Source organism: Alteromonas sp. G4i13, assembly GCF_054960505.1.
Window position 1 is genome coordinate 17,467 of record NZ_JBHNYX010000032.1, and the last position, 16,307, is coordinate 33,773.

Here is a 16,307-nt window from a genome sequence, read left to right on the forward strand (position 1 = left end):
AAAGAAAAGACGTTCAAAAGCCCTTGAGTTAAACCAAGGGCTTTTTTCGTTTCTGTTGAGGCGAAATACGATTATGTACCCTCATTTCCCGCTAGCGAACTACGTCAATTCCGTCTTCGATACCTTTTAGCGCTGGGTTGTCAAAACGTGTAGGCAGAAGGCCAGGCTTAATGAAGAAGCCGTGTTTTGCTTCAAAGACTCTACCTATTTTTAACACGCTTTCGTCTTGCCACTTTCCACCAATAAAGCTAATTCCCACAGGAAGATCTTTCACCTGTCCAGCGGGCACTGTGAGATGCGGATATCCTGCAATTGCGGCCAAATACCCGATACCGATAAAACCGACAGGCGAATGGTCACCATATACGCCATCTATTAAAAAAGAAGGGCTGTTTGAGGGCGCAACTAGTACATCAACATTGTGCTTTGCTAACAACGTATCAATACCATTTTTGCCCGCCGTGTCTTGAATAAGGCGCAGTGCATTTTGATACTTTTCGCTGTCAATGGCTGCCGACGCGAGCGATTTTTCGAAAATGTCTTGATTGAATAACGCTAACTCGCGCTCTGTTTTGTTATTGAAATCGATAAGCTCAGACAAGTTCCTTGCAGGGAGTTCTGCCGGCGACCCCGACAAGTATTCGTTAATACTATGATGGAACTCGCTCAGCAGAACATTATAGGAGTCTGCCCAAAATGAATCTGGCTGAGAGAAGTCACTGATGTCCACCAGCGTCGCGCCCGATGCTTTAAGCTGCTTTAACGCGCTTTCATAAACAGCCAGCACATGAGGGTTATCGCCTTGGCGGTACCTAACCACACCAATACGCTTGCCTTTTAAATCTGTAGCCAGCATTGAAGATGTTGGCATAGCTGGGCGATGAGACTCAGCGTCTAGTGTAGCGTTATCGCTTGCATCAGGGCCCGCCATGATTGCCGTCATTAGCCAGGCGTCTTGAACGTTAGACGTCATTGGTCCTGCGGTGTCCTGACTGAAAGAAATAGGTACTATGTGAGTTCTGGAAAGCAAGCCCACGGTTGGTTTAAAGCCGACTACCCCGTTTATGGATGCCGGACAAATAATAGAGCCATTGGTTTCGGTGCCCACGGCAAGTGACGCGAGGCGAAGTGACATGGCAGCGCCCGAGCCCGATGACGAGCCACAAGCACTTCTTGATAGCATATGCGGGTTTCGGGTAAGCCCGCCAACTGCACTCCAGCCGCTGATAGAGGATTCAGAGCGAAAGTTTGCCCATTCAGACAAATTGGTTTTACCCAAAATAATTGCCCCTGCCGCTTTCAGTTTTTCTACGATAGGCGCATCGCGACCAGTGTCATTAGCAATAAGCGCCATTGAGCCGGCTGTGGTGGGCATCTCTTTACTTTCTATATTATCTTTTAGCAGCACGGGAATACCTGCCAGAGGGCCAAGCGTCTCGCCATTCGCTAGTCGTTTATCGATGGCCTTCGCTTCGGTCAGCGAGTTAGGGTTCAACGCTAAAACGCTATTTACCTTTTCATCTAGCCGTTCGATTCGCGCAAGATAACCGCTAACGAGCTCAGCAGATGTCGTGTCGCCACTCGCAATCGCTTGCGCCTGAACGTGAGCAGGCTTATCTAACCATTGCTCAATCTTATCTGTATGATTTGCTTGAGACACGCATGCAGTGCATAGCACGACTACGGCCAGCAAAAAACCCTGTTTCAACATAAACCTTTCCTTAACGTATGATCCTAGCGCCTGTTACTCCTTCTTATTATGCAGCGTTTGACGGCAATAGAAGGTAACGTAATGTTAGTTTCTTATACGTTGAATCAGAAATAGTTCACTGTCTAAGAATTATTTTGCCGTTTCCGCTACGGGAAGCTTATGAAGGAGGTTATCGAGCTTATATTCATCAAGCAGTAACTGATACCGCCCATCTTCAATAAATAGCCGAAGGGTGGCGTTGAACTTGGCTCTTAGCGCTGGGTCGGGGATCGCAGCACTGTAAGGCGATATAGGAAAAAGCTCATGAAAGACGGTTGCGTCTTCGGCATAAGCACTGTTTGCAGATTTGAAGTAGTTGAAAATATTTCTATCGAGAATGGCAACATCGACACTGCCGCGCATCAGCATGTCCACTTGACGATCTTGTCGTGCCATTTCTATATAGGTAGTTTGCGATGCAAGAGTTCGCCCAAAGTCCTCACCTAATACCGATTGAGCGGTTTGAAAAGCAATGACGCTTTTACCTTTCAAATCGTCGATACTGTCTATCGTCAGTTCTCTGTCTGCCCGTGTTACCACGACGTTCTGATAGATAATATATGGCTCAGATAAAATGCTTTGATCGACCGTGTGTGCAGGATTAAGGGTAAGTCCAATGTCAACTGCGTCATCTTTTAATAACCTTGCCGTACGCCCGAAAGGAACATAAATAGGCGACAATCCATATCCCATTTCAGCAAGGATCGCCCGCACCAAGTCAACTTCAAAGCCGGTGTGCTCTTGTGAAATAACGTATGGAGGCTTGTTCCAGCCTACAACCACATCTAGCTCTTTCGCGCTAAGCGGTATGATAAAACACAGTAAACAAACAGCAGATAAAAGTGCGCGCATACAACAGATGAACCAGACTATAAATTAAACGATACCCTTCTCATAATATAAACTTATATTAGAATTTCACCAGTCGACAAAAGGTTAGTTTTTCTCGAGGCTTACGTAATCAATTGAGCAGCCAAGTTTTATTGAGTACGTGAGAGCCTGTTGAAAACCAAAGTGGTTAGATTTGATCATGCCTCTGTAAGCATCGCGCTCTCATTTACTGAAAGCTTTTCGCTTGCCTGCATTTTGTTTACTGCCAAGCAAAGGTACAATAAAGCGCAAAGGTCTCAATGAACGATAACTATGGCTTGGCTACAACTTCGAATTAATACCTCCTCTGAACATGCAGAATCAATAGGCGACATGCTAACGGCCAACGGCTCACAAGCAGTGACCTATGTGGATGCGAAAGACACCCCTATGTACGAGCCCAAGCCGGGTGAAGTGTTACTGTGGCCCGATACACAAGTCGTCGGCTTATTTGAAGCTGATGCCGATATGAAAGGCATCCTTCAGCGCTTGGGTAAAGCCAAAGTCTTAGGCCCTGATTTTAAATATAAGCTTGAGCCACTTGAAGACAAAGACTGGGAGCGAGAGTGGATGGATAACTTCCATCCCATGCAATTTGGCGAGCGCTTGTGGATATGCCCAAGCTGGCGCGATGTTCCCGATCCAAACGCCGTTAACGTAATGTTAGATCCTGGGCTTGCCTTTGGTACTGGCACGCACCCTACCACAGCGCTTTGCTTGCGCTGGCTAGACGGCATAGATATGACAGATAAAACCGTTGTCGATTTTGGCTGTGGCTCTGGAATATTAGCGCTGGCTGCGTTGAAATTGGGTGCTAAACGCGTCATCGGCATTGATATCGACCCACAAGCGCTACAAGCAACAAAAGAAAATGCACGACGCAACGGCGTTGAAGACCGTTTGGATGTATACCTTCCTGAAGACCAGCCTGAGCTTGAAGCCGATGTCGTGATGGCGAACATCTTGTCAGGTCCATTACTAGAACTTCAAAGCGTGATTACAAATTACTGCAAATCAGGTGGTTTGTTAGTTCTTTCTGGCATTTTGGCGGAGCAAGTTACGCGCATAGAAGAAGCGTACGCTCAAGATATTACACTTGAACCCAGTGCCATAGATGGCGAATGGGCGAGAGTGTCGGGCAAAAAACACTAAGTTTGAGTGATAAACCGACCAGTCGGTGAAAATTACGCCCAGTTAGAATAGTGTGTTTTCGGTAAACCACCTCAAAATTGCGACGAAAATTTGTACGACAAAGAACGTCACCGCCTAATTAATTGTTAATTTTTTTCACATTACAGCCCTTTCAAATCGGGGGCTGTAAGACTTTAGTACAATATTTAAACTAAAAATCGACGTTAGCTTACTAATGTGACAGATTTTTTTCACTGTCAAGACCACGGAGTGAAATTTTGTGCGATTTTTAGCCTTTTCAAGCCTTGCGAAAACACGTACACTTAGCGCCCCGTTTTAGCCGGGTGTATATTTTCTGTGCAGTTTTAGATGGCGAGCTATACATTTTATAATGCGAATTGGACCTTACGAGTTAGAAAACAATTTGATGTTGGCCCCCATGGCTGGCGTAACAGACAGACCGTTTCGCCAACTTTGTAAGCGCTTAGGTGCAGGGCTTGTTGTTTCAGAAATGCTTTCGAGTAATCCGAAAGTTTGGAACACAGCTAAATCACAAGCGCGTATGAATCATGAGGGTGAAGAAGGCATTCGCTCTGTACAGATAGCTGGGGCTGATCCTGAGCTTATGGCTCAAGCAGCACAATTTAATGTTGAGAACGGTGCGCAAATCATCGATATCAACATGGGTTGTCCTGCTAAAAAGGTCAATAAGAAGCTGGCAGGTTCTGCATTGCTTCAATACCCAGACACAGTGGAAGCGATTATTAAAGCAGTAGTTAATGCTGTTGATGTACCCGTGACACTAAAAATTCGTACCGGCTGGAACCCAGAAAATCGCAATGGGGTAGAGATTGCCCGCATTGCAGAGCAAAACGGCATACAGTCGCTTGCTGTTCACGGCAGAACACGAGCTTGTATGTATAAAGGAGAAGCTGAATACAGCACCATACGCCAAATTAAGGCGGCAATTTCAATTCCTGTTATTGCAAATGGTGATATTACTTCTCCAGAGAAAGCACAAGAGGTGCTGAATTACACCGGTGCAGATGGCGTAATGATAGGTCGCGGCGCGCAAGGTAAACCTTGGATATTTAAGCAAATCCAACATTATCTTGAAACGGGCGAGAACCTACCAGCACCGCCGCTGTCAGAGTTATATGAACTCTTGCATGAGCACGTAGCCAATGTGCAGGACTTTTATGGCGACATAGCCGGTGTGAGAATTGCCCGTAAGCACGTGGGCTGGTATCTCGCGGAGCACGATACGGATCGTCAGTTTCGTAAAACGTTTAACGCTATCGATGATGCGAATGAGCAACTCGATGCACTAAATGCATATTTTCAAGCGCTGCAGACACGAGAAACCCGACAGATTTCTCCCGCAGCATAGTGATGACTAACTTAAGAGCAACACAGTATTATGTTCGATCAAAACGTGACTTCACCTTTTACTACTACAGTAACTACGCCTTCACAAACGCAAGCTCAAAAGCCACTGCGTGACTCTGTAAAGCAAGCGGTTAATAAGTACCTTAAGCAATTGGATAACGCAAACATCGATAACCTGTACGAAATGGTACTGGCTGAAGTTGAAGCGCCGCTGCTAGAAGAAGTCATGACTTACACACGCGGCAATCAAACCCGCGCTGCCATCATGATGGGCATCAACCGTGGCACACTTCGCAAGAAGCTTAAGCAATACGGCATGAACTAAGATTCCAAGGGCTTTGCCCACCAAAGAGCACCAATCGGTGCTCTTTTTGTTTCAACACTACAACATTAGAAACTTAAAATTTATGCAAACACCAAAACCAATTAAACGTGCTCTCCTTAGTGTCTCTGATAAAACCGGTATCCTCGATTTCGCGACAGCGCTGCATAACGCTGGCGTAGAACTTCTGTCGACGGGCGGTACTGCTAAACTTCTCGCTGACGCTGGCTTACCTGTTAAAGAAGTGTCGGATCACACAGGTCACCCAGAAATTATGGCTGGCCGCGTTAAAACCCTTCACCCGAAAATTCATGGCGGTATCCTTGGTCGTCGCGGTACCGATGAAGCAGTGATGGAAGAACACAGCATTGCACCTATCGACCTTGTGGTGGTTAACCTTTACCCGTTTGCTGCTACCGTGGCAAACGAAGACTGTACGCTAGAAGATGCGATTGAAAATATTGATATCGGTGGGCCAACGATGGTTCGCGCTGCAGCGAAAAACCATAAAGATGTCACTATTGTTGTTAATGCAGCGGACTACTCTCGCGTGCTTGCAGAAATGAACGACAACAATGGCTCGTTAACGTACAACACCCGTTTTGACCTTGCGATTAAAGCGTTTGAACATACGGCCGAATACGACGGCATGATTGCAAACTACTTTGGTGCTCGTTTAGACAGCACAGGTTGTGAAGCAGACTGTGATCACCAGCACAGCGAATTCCCACGTACCTACAACATGCAGCTTACTAAGAAGCAAGACCTTCGCTATGGCGAAAATAGCCACCAAGAAGCGGCATTCTATGTTGAAAACAATGTTCAAGAAGCGTCTGTGGCTACCGCTACTCAGCTTCAGGGTAAGGAACTGTCATTCAACAACATTGCTGACACGGATGCGGCGCTTGAGTGCGTAAAAGAATTCGAAGAGCCAGCATGTGTAATCGTTAAGCACGCTAATCCATGTGGTGTGGCCATTGGCGATGATATTTTAAGTGCCTACGACCGTGCGTTTAAAACTGACCCAACATCAGCATTTGGCGGAATTATCGCGTTTAACCGCGAGCTTGATGCGAAAACGGCGCAAGCGATTGTTGACCGTCAATTTGTGGAAGTAATTATTGCGCCGACAGTAAGCGATGAAGCGAAAGAAGTAGTAAGTGCGAAGAAAAACGTACGTCTTCTAGCATGTGGTGACTGGACTGGTCAGCTAACTGAAGGTTATGACTTTAAGCGCGTAAACGGCGGTTTATTAGTACAAGAGCGCGACTTCGGCATGGTTGAAATGGAAGACCTAGAAGTTGTGACTAAGCGTAAGCCAAGCGAAGATGAACTACGCGACCTTATGTTCTGCTGGAAGGTAGCAAAATACGTGAAGTCTAACGCGATTGTTTACTGCAAAGACGGTATGACGGTAGGCGTGGGCGCAGGCCAAATGAGCCGTGTTTACTCTGCAAAAATTGCGGGTATTAAAGCAGCTGATGAGAACCTTGAAGTTGCAGGCTCTGTAATGGCGTCTGATGCATTCTTCCCATTCCGCGACGGTATCGACGCTGCAGCTGAAGCAGGTATTAAAGCAGTAATTCAGCCAGGCGGCTCTATGCGCGACCAAGAAGTCATTGATGCCGCTGACGAGCACGGCATTGCGATGGTGTTCACGGGTATGCGCCACTTCCGTCACTAATAAGTATTTACGCAATACCTTTTAGTGCAGGCTTAGTGAGGGACACCAACACCTAAGTTAAACACGCAGTAAAGTGGCATTTAGTGGCTTTACTGTGTGTTTGTTATTTTTCCTTAACCCTTTTAAATACGCAGACTCGAGGTCATTTGCTTGGTTGTAATGAAATCTCATCGAAGCGACAGAGTTGCGAATTATTCTGCTAAGGCGTAAGTGCAAATAGGGGTTAGCTGATAGGCTTGATCTGACCCGTAGTAATTTGTAGTAATAGTGTTATGTTATTCGCCTACCCTCGACAGAAAAAGGAAATAAGAATGAAAAAGTTAGCCCAATATGTGTTAGCCGCAACCCTAGGTGTAAGTGCTACTTATGCCAGCGCAGATGCGATTTCTGATGCCGCAATGAGCGATATCCGCTCTGCTAGTGCAAAAGTACGCGATGAGTACCGTAATCCTCAGCAAACACTGCGCTTTTTTGGCCTTACCCCAGACATGACTGTGGTAGAAATCTCTCCAGGTGGTGGTTGGTACGCCGACATCCTTTATTCTGTTGTAAAAGATAACGGTAAGTATGTAGCTGCTCACTTTTACGTTGATGATGAAACCAGCGGTTACTTTAAAAAATCGGTAGAAGGCTTCAAAGAAAAAATGAAGCCGGGCATGAAGTACGAAGGTGCTGAGCTTACTGCATTCGACCCAATCAAAGCGTTAGATATTAGCGACGCAGGTAGTGCCGATATGGTGCTGACGTTTCGCAACGTACACAACTGGTATATGCGTCACGGTGACGAGGGTATCGACAATGCATTTGGCGCATTTTTCAAAGCGCTTAAGCCAGGTGGCGTACTGGGCGTAGTGGAACATGAGCTTCCTGAAAGCGCAGATGATGAAGCAATGAAGAAAAGTGGCTACATGAAGCGTTCTTACGTTGTGGCTGCCGCCGAAAAAGCAGGCTTTGTGCTTGAAGCAAGCAGCGATGTCAACGCGAACCCAATGGATACTGCCGACCACCCGAAAGGTGTGTGGACGCTACCTCCACGTTTGGCGCTAGATGATCAAGATCGCGAAAAATACATGGCGATTGGCGAGAGCAATCGCATGACGCTAAAATTCACCAAACCAAAATCATAAAATTAAACACTCAAAACGGAACAGTTAATGAACGTACTTGTAATTGGCGGCGGTGGCCGCGAACACGCGCTAGCGTTTAAAGCAGCGCGGTCTTCTGATGTTTCAACAGTATTTGTAGCACCTGGCAATGCAGGCACAGCTACAGAACCTAAGCTTGAGAACGTAGCTATCGATGTAAATGATATTGCTGGCTTGGTTTCTTTTGCTCAGGGTAACGATGTTGAGCTTACTATTGTAGGCCCAGAAGCGCCGCTAGTTGCAGGTGTTGTTGATGCGTTCACAAACGCTGGTTTAATGATTTTTGGCCCCACTCAAGCTGCCGCGCAGCTTGAGGGCTCTAAAGCTTTTACCAAAGACTTTTTGGCTCGCCACAACATTCCAACGGCCGAGTATCAAAACTTCACAGAAATTGACCCAGCTATTGCCTATGTGCGTGAGAAAGGCGCGCCGATTGTAGTAAAGGCTGACGGTCTTGCTGCGGGTAAAGGTGTTATTGTTGCGATGACCCTTGAAGAAGCGGAAGACGCTATCCGCGACATGCTGGCAGGTAACGCGTTTGGCGAAGCCGGCAGCCGCGTAGTTATTGAAGAATTCCTAGACGGTGAAGAAGCGTCGTTCATTGTCATGGTAGACGGCAAAAACGTACTTCCTTTTGCCACCAGCCAAGACCACAAGCGTGCTGCTGACGGTGACAAAGGGCCGAACACAGGCGGAATGGGTGCATATTCTCCGGCTCCGGTTGTAACGCAGGACATTCACGACCGTATTATGCAAGAAGTGATTATGCCAACAGTTAACGGCATGGCTGCTGAAGGCAACGACTACGTTGGCTTTTTATATGCTGGCCTTATGATTATGGCTGATGGCACTCCAAAGGTAATCGAATACAACTGTCGCTTTGGCGATCCGGAAACCCAGCCAATCATGCTGCGCTTAAAGTCTGACTTGGTTCCACTTTGCCAAGCAGCGTGCAAAGGCGAACTTGCTGGTAAAACGATTGAGTTTGATGAGCGCGCGTCGGTAGGTGTTGTGCTTGCCGCTGGCGGCTATCCAGGCAGCTATGATAAAGGCGACGTGATTACTGGTTTCGAAGAAGCCGCTAAGTTAGACGGAAAGGTTTTCCATGCAGGCACCGCCCTGCAAGATGGCGAAGTGGTAACCGCAGGTGGCCGCGTACTTTGCGCTACAGCTTTGGGTAACAACGTTACCGAAGCGCAGCAAAAAGCCTACGAGCTACTAAAAGCCATTCAGTTTAAAGATGTGTACTACCGCACTGATATCGCGCACCGTGCGATTGCGCGTGAAGCTGAAGCCAAGTAGCCGAAAGCCTCATAGAAAGTGCTAAATGAACGCAGCGTAATGCTGCGTTCTTACATAATTACGAAAAGCCAGGGTGTGAATTCTACGCCCCCCACTTTTACTCTTACCTACTCTTACCACTTACTTACCATGCTAACGTGCAGTAAACGCAGAAATCGTAGTTTCCCAGCTACATATCACTGCTTAACCTGATACTAACGCTCAACACAAAAGAAAACTCGCGCTCAGTACATAAGCAATAAGGTATTGAATTTCACATCGAGTCTGATTTGGTACTTGCCGATAGTACTGTATATATTATAAATCTTTAATTTACTGACCTTCTCCATATGTTGCAGCGCATACAAGAACCTGTATGGTATTAATATCAATCCGCATAGATGATTAACCACTTAGCGAGATTTAATAAGCTCAGGTAGTCTGCTTAAAAAGCGTATTATTTCATTCTAATAAAAGAGGTATCACCTGATGTCGAACACTAAACTTATTGCTGTGTTGCTTGTAGCAGTAGTGGCGAGTACCGCAGCGTGGTTCGCCTTTTTTGCCAAAGAATCTGCTCCAGACTTTACTGCTTATGCCGCAGGCCCTGACCGAAAAGCGGCATTTTTTGAGTATTTCACTCCTATTGTAGTCGAGGTGAACAAAGAGCTAGCCACCGATAGAGAGCAAATTCAAAGTTCTTGCGACGCGGATGAAGCAGACAATCTAGACCAGTTCCTGACAAAGTTTCGTGTTGACGATGCTGACCTTGAACAGGAGTCAGCCTGCGAGGTGTTGTTAAGGCGTGCCGACATTGTTCCTGCGTCGTTAGCAATTGCACAAGCAGCGAATGAAAGTGCATGGGGTACCTCTCGTTTTGCAAAATTAGGGAACAACTTTTTTGGTCAGTGGTGTTTCTCTAAGGGCTGCGGTATCGTTCCAAAATCGCGTGACACTAACAAAAATCATGAAGTTGCTGATTTCCGTTCGCCTGCCGACTCAGTAGAAAGCTACATGCTAAATTTAAACACCCACGATGCTTACAAACCATTGCGTAAAATTCGACAATCCTTACGTGAAGAAGACAAGGCTGTCACCGGGGTTGCGCTCAGCTATGGCTTAGGGAAGTATTCTGAGCGTGGCGATGAATATGGAAAAGAAATACGTGAGATGATCAGTTTTAATAAACTTGCAGTGCTGGACAAGTTAGATCTGAGTAAGCAGGAAGGCGAAGCCAATTAACTCAACCAGCTAGAGCGTGACGAGCTCTGTAGCACATTTATTTATCGCCAAATGGCATGGCTTTTAGTCAAGGTGAGTGATTGCAGGTTAAAAGGAGTGGCATTTCTGCGACTCCTTCCAATTACGCGCGGCAAGTCAATCAATTAAAGTAGCGACAAATTATGGTTCACTACTTTGTCAGCTTCACCTTTCCAAACACCGATGCATCTTTATACCCCAAGTTTTTATCGCCGTTTACTGGGGTGATCTCATGAGAGCCTAAAAAGTGCTCTCTGTCGCCACCATCCGCATCGCAATAGGCAAGCATAAAGCCCAGTGTCATACCTTCTTTTAAGGTAACTGGCGAATTATCTTTTCCGTGTTGATAGCTATCATCAAATACACGTACCGCTGCTTCCCAATGAATCTTATGCGGCGCCGATATATCTCGCTGCCATTTGTTCTCTACGTGATCATTGTAGAGTTGTGGTACAGCCTCTCCTGCTTCGTTTGGACCTATATCAATAACCTGATTATCTAGCGCCAAGTGATAGGCAAACGCATTGTAATTATTAAGGTGATCGCCACCAGAGGCATCCGCATCAATGAAAATCTCTAAACAGTCATCGTCCCAATAACGTTCAAGGGGATTGGCATAGGTATCTGAAAGGTGATCGTCTTGTATTTCTGCCAACAGATACAGCGCATCCTTGTTCCATCGCAGTTTATATCGACCAGAAAAATCACCGGACTCAGGAGCTGAGCCCCACATAAGAGCCGTCATTTCATGCCAGTCGCCCTCTTCCCATGCCGCATCGTTGGCTACGCCATCTATAACAGGTGGCGTTGATGAAAAAAGTACGCTGTCAGACTTAGCTTGTGCTGTGGGCACAGACATAGCCACAAGCAGTGCCGAGGTTAGTGCTGCCCCTAAATGTTTTGTACTTTTCAATTGGATACGCTCTTTATTTGCTTATTTGTATTTTAAACTACCATGTTTTGACCCCATCCGCGCTTGAAAATAGCGCCAAACACCCTCTTCTTTTTTAGAAGCATTACCAATTTGCAACGGTAATTGGTATAAAAAGGACATTCGTTCCCTCACTACTATGGCTATGTCATTTCAAAACGCGTGCTATCACATCCTTGCGCCTGCTAGCGAGGCTCACGAGTACAAAAAGCTCAGCAAAATATTTGATGTATTTCTCATCGCGTTAATTATTGTAAATGTTGTCGCTATGATGCTGGAAACAGTGCCGGGTATCCCTGCCATTTGGCAGTACGAACTTCATATAATCGAAGTGGTTTCAGTACTGATATTTACCGTTGAGTACTTTCTTCGTTTATACGGCAGCGCATCGGCCCCAAACCGCCCTAATCACGAACGTACAACGACATGGCAAAAGCGCTGGTCCTATTTGAAAAGTCCCATGGCGCTCGTCGACCTAATGGCAATTCTGCCTTTTTACTTAAGCGTTTTCGTGGCGTTCGATTTACGTATTTTGCGAATATTTCGGGTAATGCGAATTCTAAAAATCGGGCGCTATTCACGCTCTATGCAAACTCTCATTACCGTATTGCGCAACGAGTCTCACAGCCTTATTGCGGCATTAAGCGTACTTTTGTTGTTCACGATTATTGCCGCCACCTGTATTTACTACATTGAACATGCTGCTCAGCCGGATGTTTTTAGCAGTATTCCCGCTTCATTGTGGTGGGCACTCGTCACGCTGACCACAGTGGGCTATGGTGACGCCGTTCCTATAACTGCATTGGGTAAAATATTTGGCGGCCTCATAACTATTATGGGTATCTGTTTTTACGCCTTACCAGCGGGTATTTTATCTTCTAGCTACACGTCACAGATGCAGCTAAAACGCAATAGGTTTAAAAACACAGTAAGAAGCGTTTTGGACGACGGAAAGTTGAGTGAGCACGATGTGCATCACCTAGAACATGTTCGCGCACTTCTTGATTTAGATGAAGAAGAGGCAAAGCTAATTGTGCGCCTATTGCAGCACCATCACAAACGGCTAGATGATTGATTATACGCAGGCTGGAGCGAAAGCAACTTCTAAGAATCGAGTAATAAGCGCTTATACCTCCCCTTGATTCTTAGCTCACATCAGCTTATAACTAGTACCCGTCATTTCCAAAAAGAATTCCTATGTCTGTCAAACACCCTATTATTGCTATAACAGGTTCTTCTGGCGCGGGTACTACTACCACGACCAACGCTATACGCCATATTTTCAGGAACTTAAGTGTTAATGCTGCGGTTGTAGGAGGCGATAGTTTTCACCGTTTTACCCGCCCGGAAATGGAAGTGGAAATTCGCAAAGCCCAAGAGCAAGGCAGGCATATCAGCTACTTTGGCCCTAAAGCCAACGACTTTGAGCTACTGGAATCCCTGTTTAGGGAATACGGCAGCTCGGGTACAGGACAGTTTAGACAATACCTTCACACATTCGATGAAGCCGTGCCTTTTAATCAAATGCCCGGCACCTTTACACCTTGGCAAGATTTACCCAAAAACACTGACTTGCTGTTCTATGAAGGTTTACATGGCGGTGTAAAAACGGAAGAAAATGACGTAGCAAAACATGTAGATTTACTGGTCGGCATGGTGCCGATCGTAAACTTAGAATGGATCCAAAAGATTGTACGCGACACCACTGACCGAGGACATTCTCGTGAAGCGGTAATGAGCAGCATAGTGCGAGGACTGGACGACTATTTCCACTACATCACGCCACAATTTTCACGCACCCACGTTAACTTCCAGCGCGTACCAACCGTTGATACCTCCAACCCCTTCAGTGCACGGGAAATTCCAACCCAAGATGAAAGCTTTGTGGTTGTGCGCTTTAGACGGGAAATGAAGACTGTGGACTACCCCTACCTACTTCAAATGATCGACGGCGCGTTTATGTCTCGCATCAACACCTTGGTTGTACCCGGCGGAAAGATGGGCTTAGCCATGGAGCTCATTTTAACTCCGCTCCTTGAAGACATCTTAAATAAAAAGCGTAGAGCTGGTCATCAGATGGATTGGTTGAGCAGCGACGAGTGAGCCCAATATACATCGCTTCTATAGGCATATATTTAAAACAGTAAGTCGTAATGGCTCATGCCCTGCGTCAATCTAGGTTCTATTCGGAAACTTTCTTGATTTAGTTTCTTGATTTAGTTTCTCGACCTAGTTTTTGACACAGCAGGCTCCTATTATGACCACAATTAAAAGCCAACAAATTTGGGTAGACCAGCAAAACCTTGCCAACACTAACGTTGTTACCCGCGATATAAACATCAGCGACTTACAGCAAGACGAAGTATTGCTTGAGACAGACAGCTTTGGCTTTTCTGCCAACAACATCACCTATGCTGCACTGGGTTTTAAAATGGGCTATTGGGGCTTTTTCCCTGCAAAGAGTGATAATGACGTTGATGAAGCACATGGCTTCGGTATTGTGCCCGTTTGGGGCTTTGCTACCGTTAAGGCATCTTGTCATAGCGATATCAAAGTAGGTGAAAAGGTGTTCGGCTACCTGCCTATGGCTAGCCATTGGGTGATAAAAGCTGGCAAAGTTGCCCCTCACGGCTTTTCAGACATCCACGAAAAACGGAAAAGCATTAGCCCTGTTTACGATCAATATCTTCGCTGTGCCGCCGACCCCGGCTACGACAAAAACCGCGAAGCATGGCAGCTTAATTTTAGACCCCTTTATATGACTTCGTTTGTGCTCGATGACTATGTGGCAGAGAAAGCAAACAATGAAACCTTACTGTTGTCGAGCGCTTCGAGTAAAACCGCACTGGGTACAGCGCAACTACTTAAAGACCAAAAGGCCTCTCGAAACGCAAGCTACAAGGTGGTTGGGCTAACCTCGAAACAAAACGTGGATTTGGTAAAAGCGACCGGCTGCTACGATGAAGTGTATAGTTATGACGAACTCTCAGCCCTAAGTAGCGAAGGCAATAGCAGTAAAAGCAGCGATGCGCGCTACTGGCTGCTTGATTTCGCTGCCAACGGTACGTTGATTAATGACCTTACCAAGCAGCTTGGCGACAGCCTGAGCGACGTTACACTCATTGGTGCGACAGATTGGAAAGCCCGAGAGAAGCCCAACCCCAAACTGCTCAATGCAGAGATATTCTTCGCGCCAGCTCGCGTGAAACTGCGCCAACATGAATGGGGGCACGAGGCCTTTTTGGCAAAATACGCCAGTGCATGGAAACGCTTCGCAGAGAAAATGAGCGATCAGTTTTATGAGCAATCGCACCGCGGAGCTGATGCTATAACGCAGTTATATTTAGAAACGCTTAATGGCTCGGCGCAAACAAAAGCCCTTAACGTCGTCACTTTTGATTAGCGCCTCTTAAGGATTACAACTTGAACTGCTGGTGTGTTGTTGCACTGCCTACGTTATAACGCTTCTCACCAATACGTAGTTCACTATAAGCTCAGTGGGGAGAAAAGCGTAATGGCTGCCTCCTCGTTGGAGTCTGCTGGGCTTTTACTAGACCTTGCTGGCTCTTTCTGGAACTTTCTTTACATGCAAGTTCGACAGGCCTAGACACTATTTGTAACAAACATCCCCAGCCTTTTACGCTTTTCTCGCTTTTGTATTTCACATCTTGTGGTTATAGTGAAACAAAAGTAAAACGAAAGGTATGAGTATGGGTCAGGAAACCTCTAAAATTCTCGTTGTTGATGATGACATGCGTCTGCGCAGCCTATTAGAGCGCTATTTGCTTGAGCAGGGCTATCAAGTTCGCAGTGCGGCTAACGCAGAACAAATGGACAGACTGCTTGAGCGCGAGAATTTTCATTTAATGGTTTTGGACCTTATGCTACCTGGCGAAGACGGCTTGTCTATTTGCCGCCGATTGCGCCAGCAAGAAAACGACATGCCCATTATTATGCTTACTGCAAAAGGCGATGAAGTTGACCGCATTATCGGCCTTGAAATGGGTGCAGACGATTATTTGCCTAAACCATTTAACCCACGCGAGCTACTAGCACGCGCTAAAGCGGTATTGCGCAGACGCAGCAGCGAAGCGCCGGGCGCGCCGTCTAAAGATGTGCAAATTGTGGAATTTGGCAATTACAAACTGAACCTTGCCACCCGAGAAATGACAGCTGGCGATACACCTTTAACCCTGACAAGCGGTGAGTTTGCGGTATTGAAATCTCTGGTTACTCACCCACGTGAGCCTTTGTCACGAGACAAACTGATGAACCTAGCGCGTGGTCGCGACTACAGCGCATTAGAGCGCAGTATTGACGTTCAGGTTTCACGCTTACGAAGAATGCTTGAAGAAGACCCTGCCAACCCTCGTTATATACAAACTGTATGGGGATTGGGCTACGTATTCGTGCCTGATGGCGAACAAGTTTAGCACCTATGACTGATACGGCGGGCTCTTCCGTCTTGGCCTGTGCGCAAGTGAAGTATGTTTACTCATGACCCCTAATTATGCGTTTACCTACTGCCATTCCAAACTCTGGCT

At 46.3% G+C, this 16,307-nt stretch carries 14 protein-coding genes; 11 read left to right on the plus strand and 3 right to left on the minus strand.

What is annotated here, in order from left to right; translation table 11 throughout:
* Positions 1–91 precede the first annotated feature (91 nt).
* A complete protein-coding gene (locus ACFI6J_RS15215) occupies positions 92–1,711 on the minus strand; it encodes an amidase (protein ID WP_156087235.1) in 1,620 nt (539 codons plus the stop codon).
* A 129-nt stretch (positions 1,712–1,840) separates the two neighbouring features.
* On the minus strand, positions 1,841–2,602 hold the full coding sequence (locus ACFI6J_RS15220) for a substrate-binding periplasmic protein (RefSeq protein ID WP_014951287.1): 762 nt from the start codon (positions 2,600–2,602) through the stop codon (positions 1,841–1,843).
* Positions 2,603–2,893: 291 nt separating this feature from the next.
* Between ACFI6J_RS15220 and prmA the strand changes: the two genes are divergently transcribed.
* The 7 genes from prmA to ACFI6J_RS15255 all read left to right on the plus strand — a co-directional run bounded on the left by prmA (position 2,894) and on the right by ACFI6J_RS15255 (position 10,814).
* Complete coding sequence (gene prmA, locus ACFI6J_RS15225; RefSeq protein ID WP_061486807.1) at positions 2,894–3,772, plus strand: 50S ribosomal protein L11 methyltransferase; 879 nt, start codon at positions 2,894–2,896, stop codon at positions 3,770–3,772.
* A 370-nt stretch (positions 3,773–4,142) separates the two neighbouring features.
* Positions 4,143–5,141 carry a tRNA dihydrouridine synthase DusB gene (gene dusB / locus ACFI6J_RS15230; protein WP_014951289.1) on the plus strand — a complete coding sequence of 333 codons (999 nt, stop codon included), beginning with the start codon at positions 4,143–4,145 and terminating at the stop codon, positions 5,139–5,141.
* A gap of 30 nt (positions 5,142–5,171) precedes the next feature.
* Positions 5,172–5,465 carry a DNA-binding transcriptional regulator Fis gene (fis, locus tag ACFI6J_RS15235; RefSeq protein ID WP_012520109.1) on the plus strand — a complete coding sequence of 98 codons (294 nt, stop codon included), beginning with the start codon at positions 5,172–5,174 and terminating at the stop codon, positions 5,463–5,465.
* An 82-nt stretch (positions 5,466–5,547) separates the two neighbouring features.
* Positions 5,548–7,146, plus strand: a complete 1,599-nt coding sequence (purH, locus tag ACFI6J_RS15240; protein WP_061487019.1) for a bifunctional phosphoribosylaminoimidazolecarboxamide formyltransferase/IMP cyclohydrolase — start codon at positions 5,548–5,550, stop codon at positions 7,144–7,146.
* 311 nt (positions 7,147–7,457) lie between these two features.
* Positions 7,458–8,273, plus strand: a complete 816-nt coding sequence (locus ACFI6J_RS15245; protein WP_039228695.1) for a class I SAM-dependent methyltransferase — start codon at positions 7,458–7,460, stop codon at positions 8,271–8,273.
* 27 nt (positions 8,274–8,300) lie between these two features.
* A complete protein-coding gene (gene purD / locus ACFI6J_RS15250) occupies positions 8,301–9,593 on the plus strand; it encodes a phosphoribosylamine--glycine ligase (RefSeq protein WP_061486808.1) in 1,293 nt (430 codons plus the stop codon).
* Positions 9,594–10,061: 468 nt separating this feature from the next.
* Positions 10,062–10,814 carry a glucosaminidase domain-containing protein gene (locus tag ACFI6J_RS15255; RefSeq protein ID WP_069945194.1) on the plus strand — a complete coding sequence of 251 codons (753 nt, stop codon included), beginning with the start codon at positions 10,062–10,064 and terminating at the stop codon, positions 10,812–10,814.
* A gap of 169 nt (positions 10,815–10,983) precedes the next feature.
* On the opposite strand, the gene ACFI6J_RS15260 is transcribed toward ACFI6J_RS15255, so the two are convergent.
* On the minus strand, positions 10,984–11,745 hold the full coding sequence (locus ACFI6J_RS15260) for a sugar-binding protein (RefSeq protein ID WP_049585477.1): 762 nt from the start codon (positions 11,743–11,745) through the stop codon (positions 10,984–10,986).
* A gap of 157 nt (positions 11,746–11,902) precedes the next feature.
* Here ACFI6J_RS15260 and ACFI6J_RS15265 point away from each other — a divergent pair, with 157 nt between their 5' ends.
* The 4 genes from ACFI6J_RS15265 (at position 11,903) to ompR (ending at position 16,196) form a co-directional block, all read left to right on the plus strand.
* The gene (locus ACFI6J_RS15265; RefSeq protein WP_342317639.1) at positions 11,903–12,838 is read left to right on the plus strand and encodes an ion transporter; all 936 of its coding nucleotides are present in this window, start codon (positions 11,903–11,905) and stop codon (positions 12,836–12,838) included.
* 122 nt (positions 12,839–12,960) lie between these two features.
* Positions 12,961–13,866, plus strand: a complete 906-nt coding sequence (locus ACFI6J_RS15270; protein ID WP_014951296.1) for a phosphoribulokinase — start codon at positions 12,961–12,963, stop codon at positions 13,864–13,866.
* Between the two features lie 154 nt (positions 13,867–14,020).
* Positions 14,021–15,166, plus strand: a complete 1,146-nt coding sequence (locus ACFI6J_RS15275; RefSeq protein WP_049585473.1) for a DUF2855 family protein — start codon at positions 14,021–14,023, stop codon at positions 15,164–15,166.
* Positions 15,167–15,473: 307 nt separating this feature from the next.
* Complete coding sequence (gene ompR, locus ACFI6J_RS15280) at positions 15,474–16,196, plus strand: osmolarity response regulator transcription factor OmpR (RefSeq protein ID WP_014951298.1); 723 nt, start codon at positions 15,474–15,476, stop codon at positions 16,194–16,196.
* Positions 16,197–16,307: the final 111 nt, after the last annotated feature.

What these genes read in the sequence shown, in the direction of transcription:
- ACFI6J_RS15270 (WP_014951296.1), top strand. Translation starts at nt 12,961, where the DNA reads ATGTCTGTCAAACACCCTATTATTGCTATAACAGGTTCTTCTGGCGCG.
- ACFI6J_RS15265 (WP_342317639.1), top strand. Translation starts at nt 11,903, where the DNA reads ATGGCTATGTCATTTCAAAACGCGTGCTATCACATCCTTGCGCCTGCT.
- purD (WP_061486808.1), top strand. Translation starts at nt 8,301, where the DNA reads ATGAACGTACTTGTAATTGGCGGCGGTGGCCGCGAACACGCGCTAGCG.
- ACFI6J_RS15245 (WP_039228695.1), top strand. Translation starts at nt 7,458, where the DNA reads ATGAAAAAGTTAGCCCAATATGTGTTAGCCGCAACCCTAGGTGTAAGT.
- ACFI6J_RS15255 (WP_069945194.1), top strand. Translation starts at nt 10,062, where the DNA reads ATGTCGAACACTAAACTTATTGCTGTGTTGCTTGTAGCAGTAGTGGCG.
- purH (WP_061487019.1), top strand. Translation starts at nt 5,548, where the DNA reads ATGCAAACACCAAAACCAATTAAACGTGCTCTCCTTAGTGTCTCTGAT.
- ACFI6J_RS15275 (WP_049585473.1), top strand. Translation starts at nt 14,021, where the DNA reads ATGACCACAATTAAAAGCCAACAAATTTGGGTAGACCAGCAAAACCTT.
- prmA (WP_061486807.1), top strand. Translation starts at nt 2,894, where the DNA reads ATGGCTTGGCTACAACTTCGAATTAATACCTCCTCTGAACATGCAGAA.
- dusB (WP_014951289.1), top strand. Translation starts at nt 4,143, where the DNA reads ATGCGAATTGGACCTTACGAGTTAGAAAACAATTTGATGTTGGCCCCC.
- ACFI6J_RS15220 (WP_014951287.1), bottom strand. Translation starts at nt 2,602, where the DNA reads ATGCGCGCACTTTTATCTGCTGTTTGTTTACTGTGTTTTATCATACCG.
- ACFI6J_RS15215 (WP_156087235.1), bottom strand. Translation starts at nt 1,711, where the DNA reads ATGTTGAAACAGGGTTTTTTGCTGGCCGTAGTCGTGCTATGCACTGCA.
- ompR (WP_014951298.1), top strand. Translation starts at nt 15,474, where the DNA reads ATGGGTCAGGAAACCTCTAAAATTCTCGTTGTTGATGATGACATGCGT.
- fis (WP_012520109.1), top strand. Translation starts at nt 5,172, where the DNA reads ATGTTCGATCAAAACGTGACTTCACCTTTTACTACTACAGTAACTACG.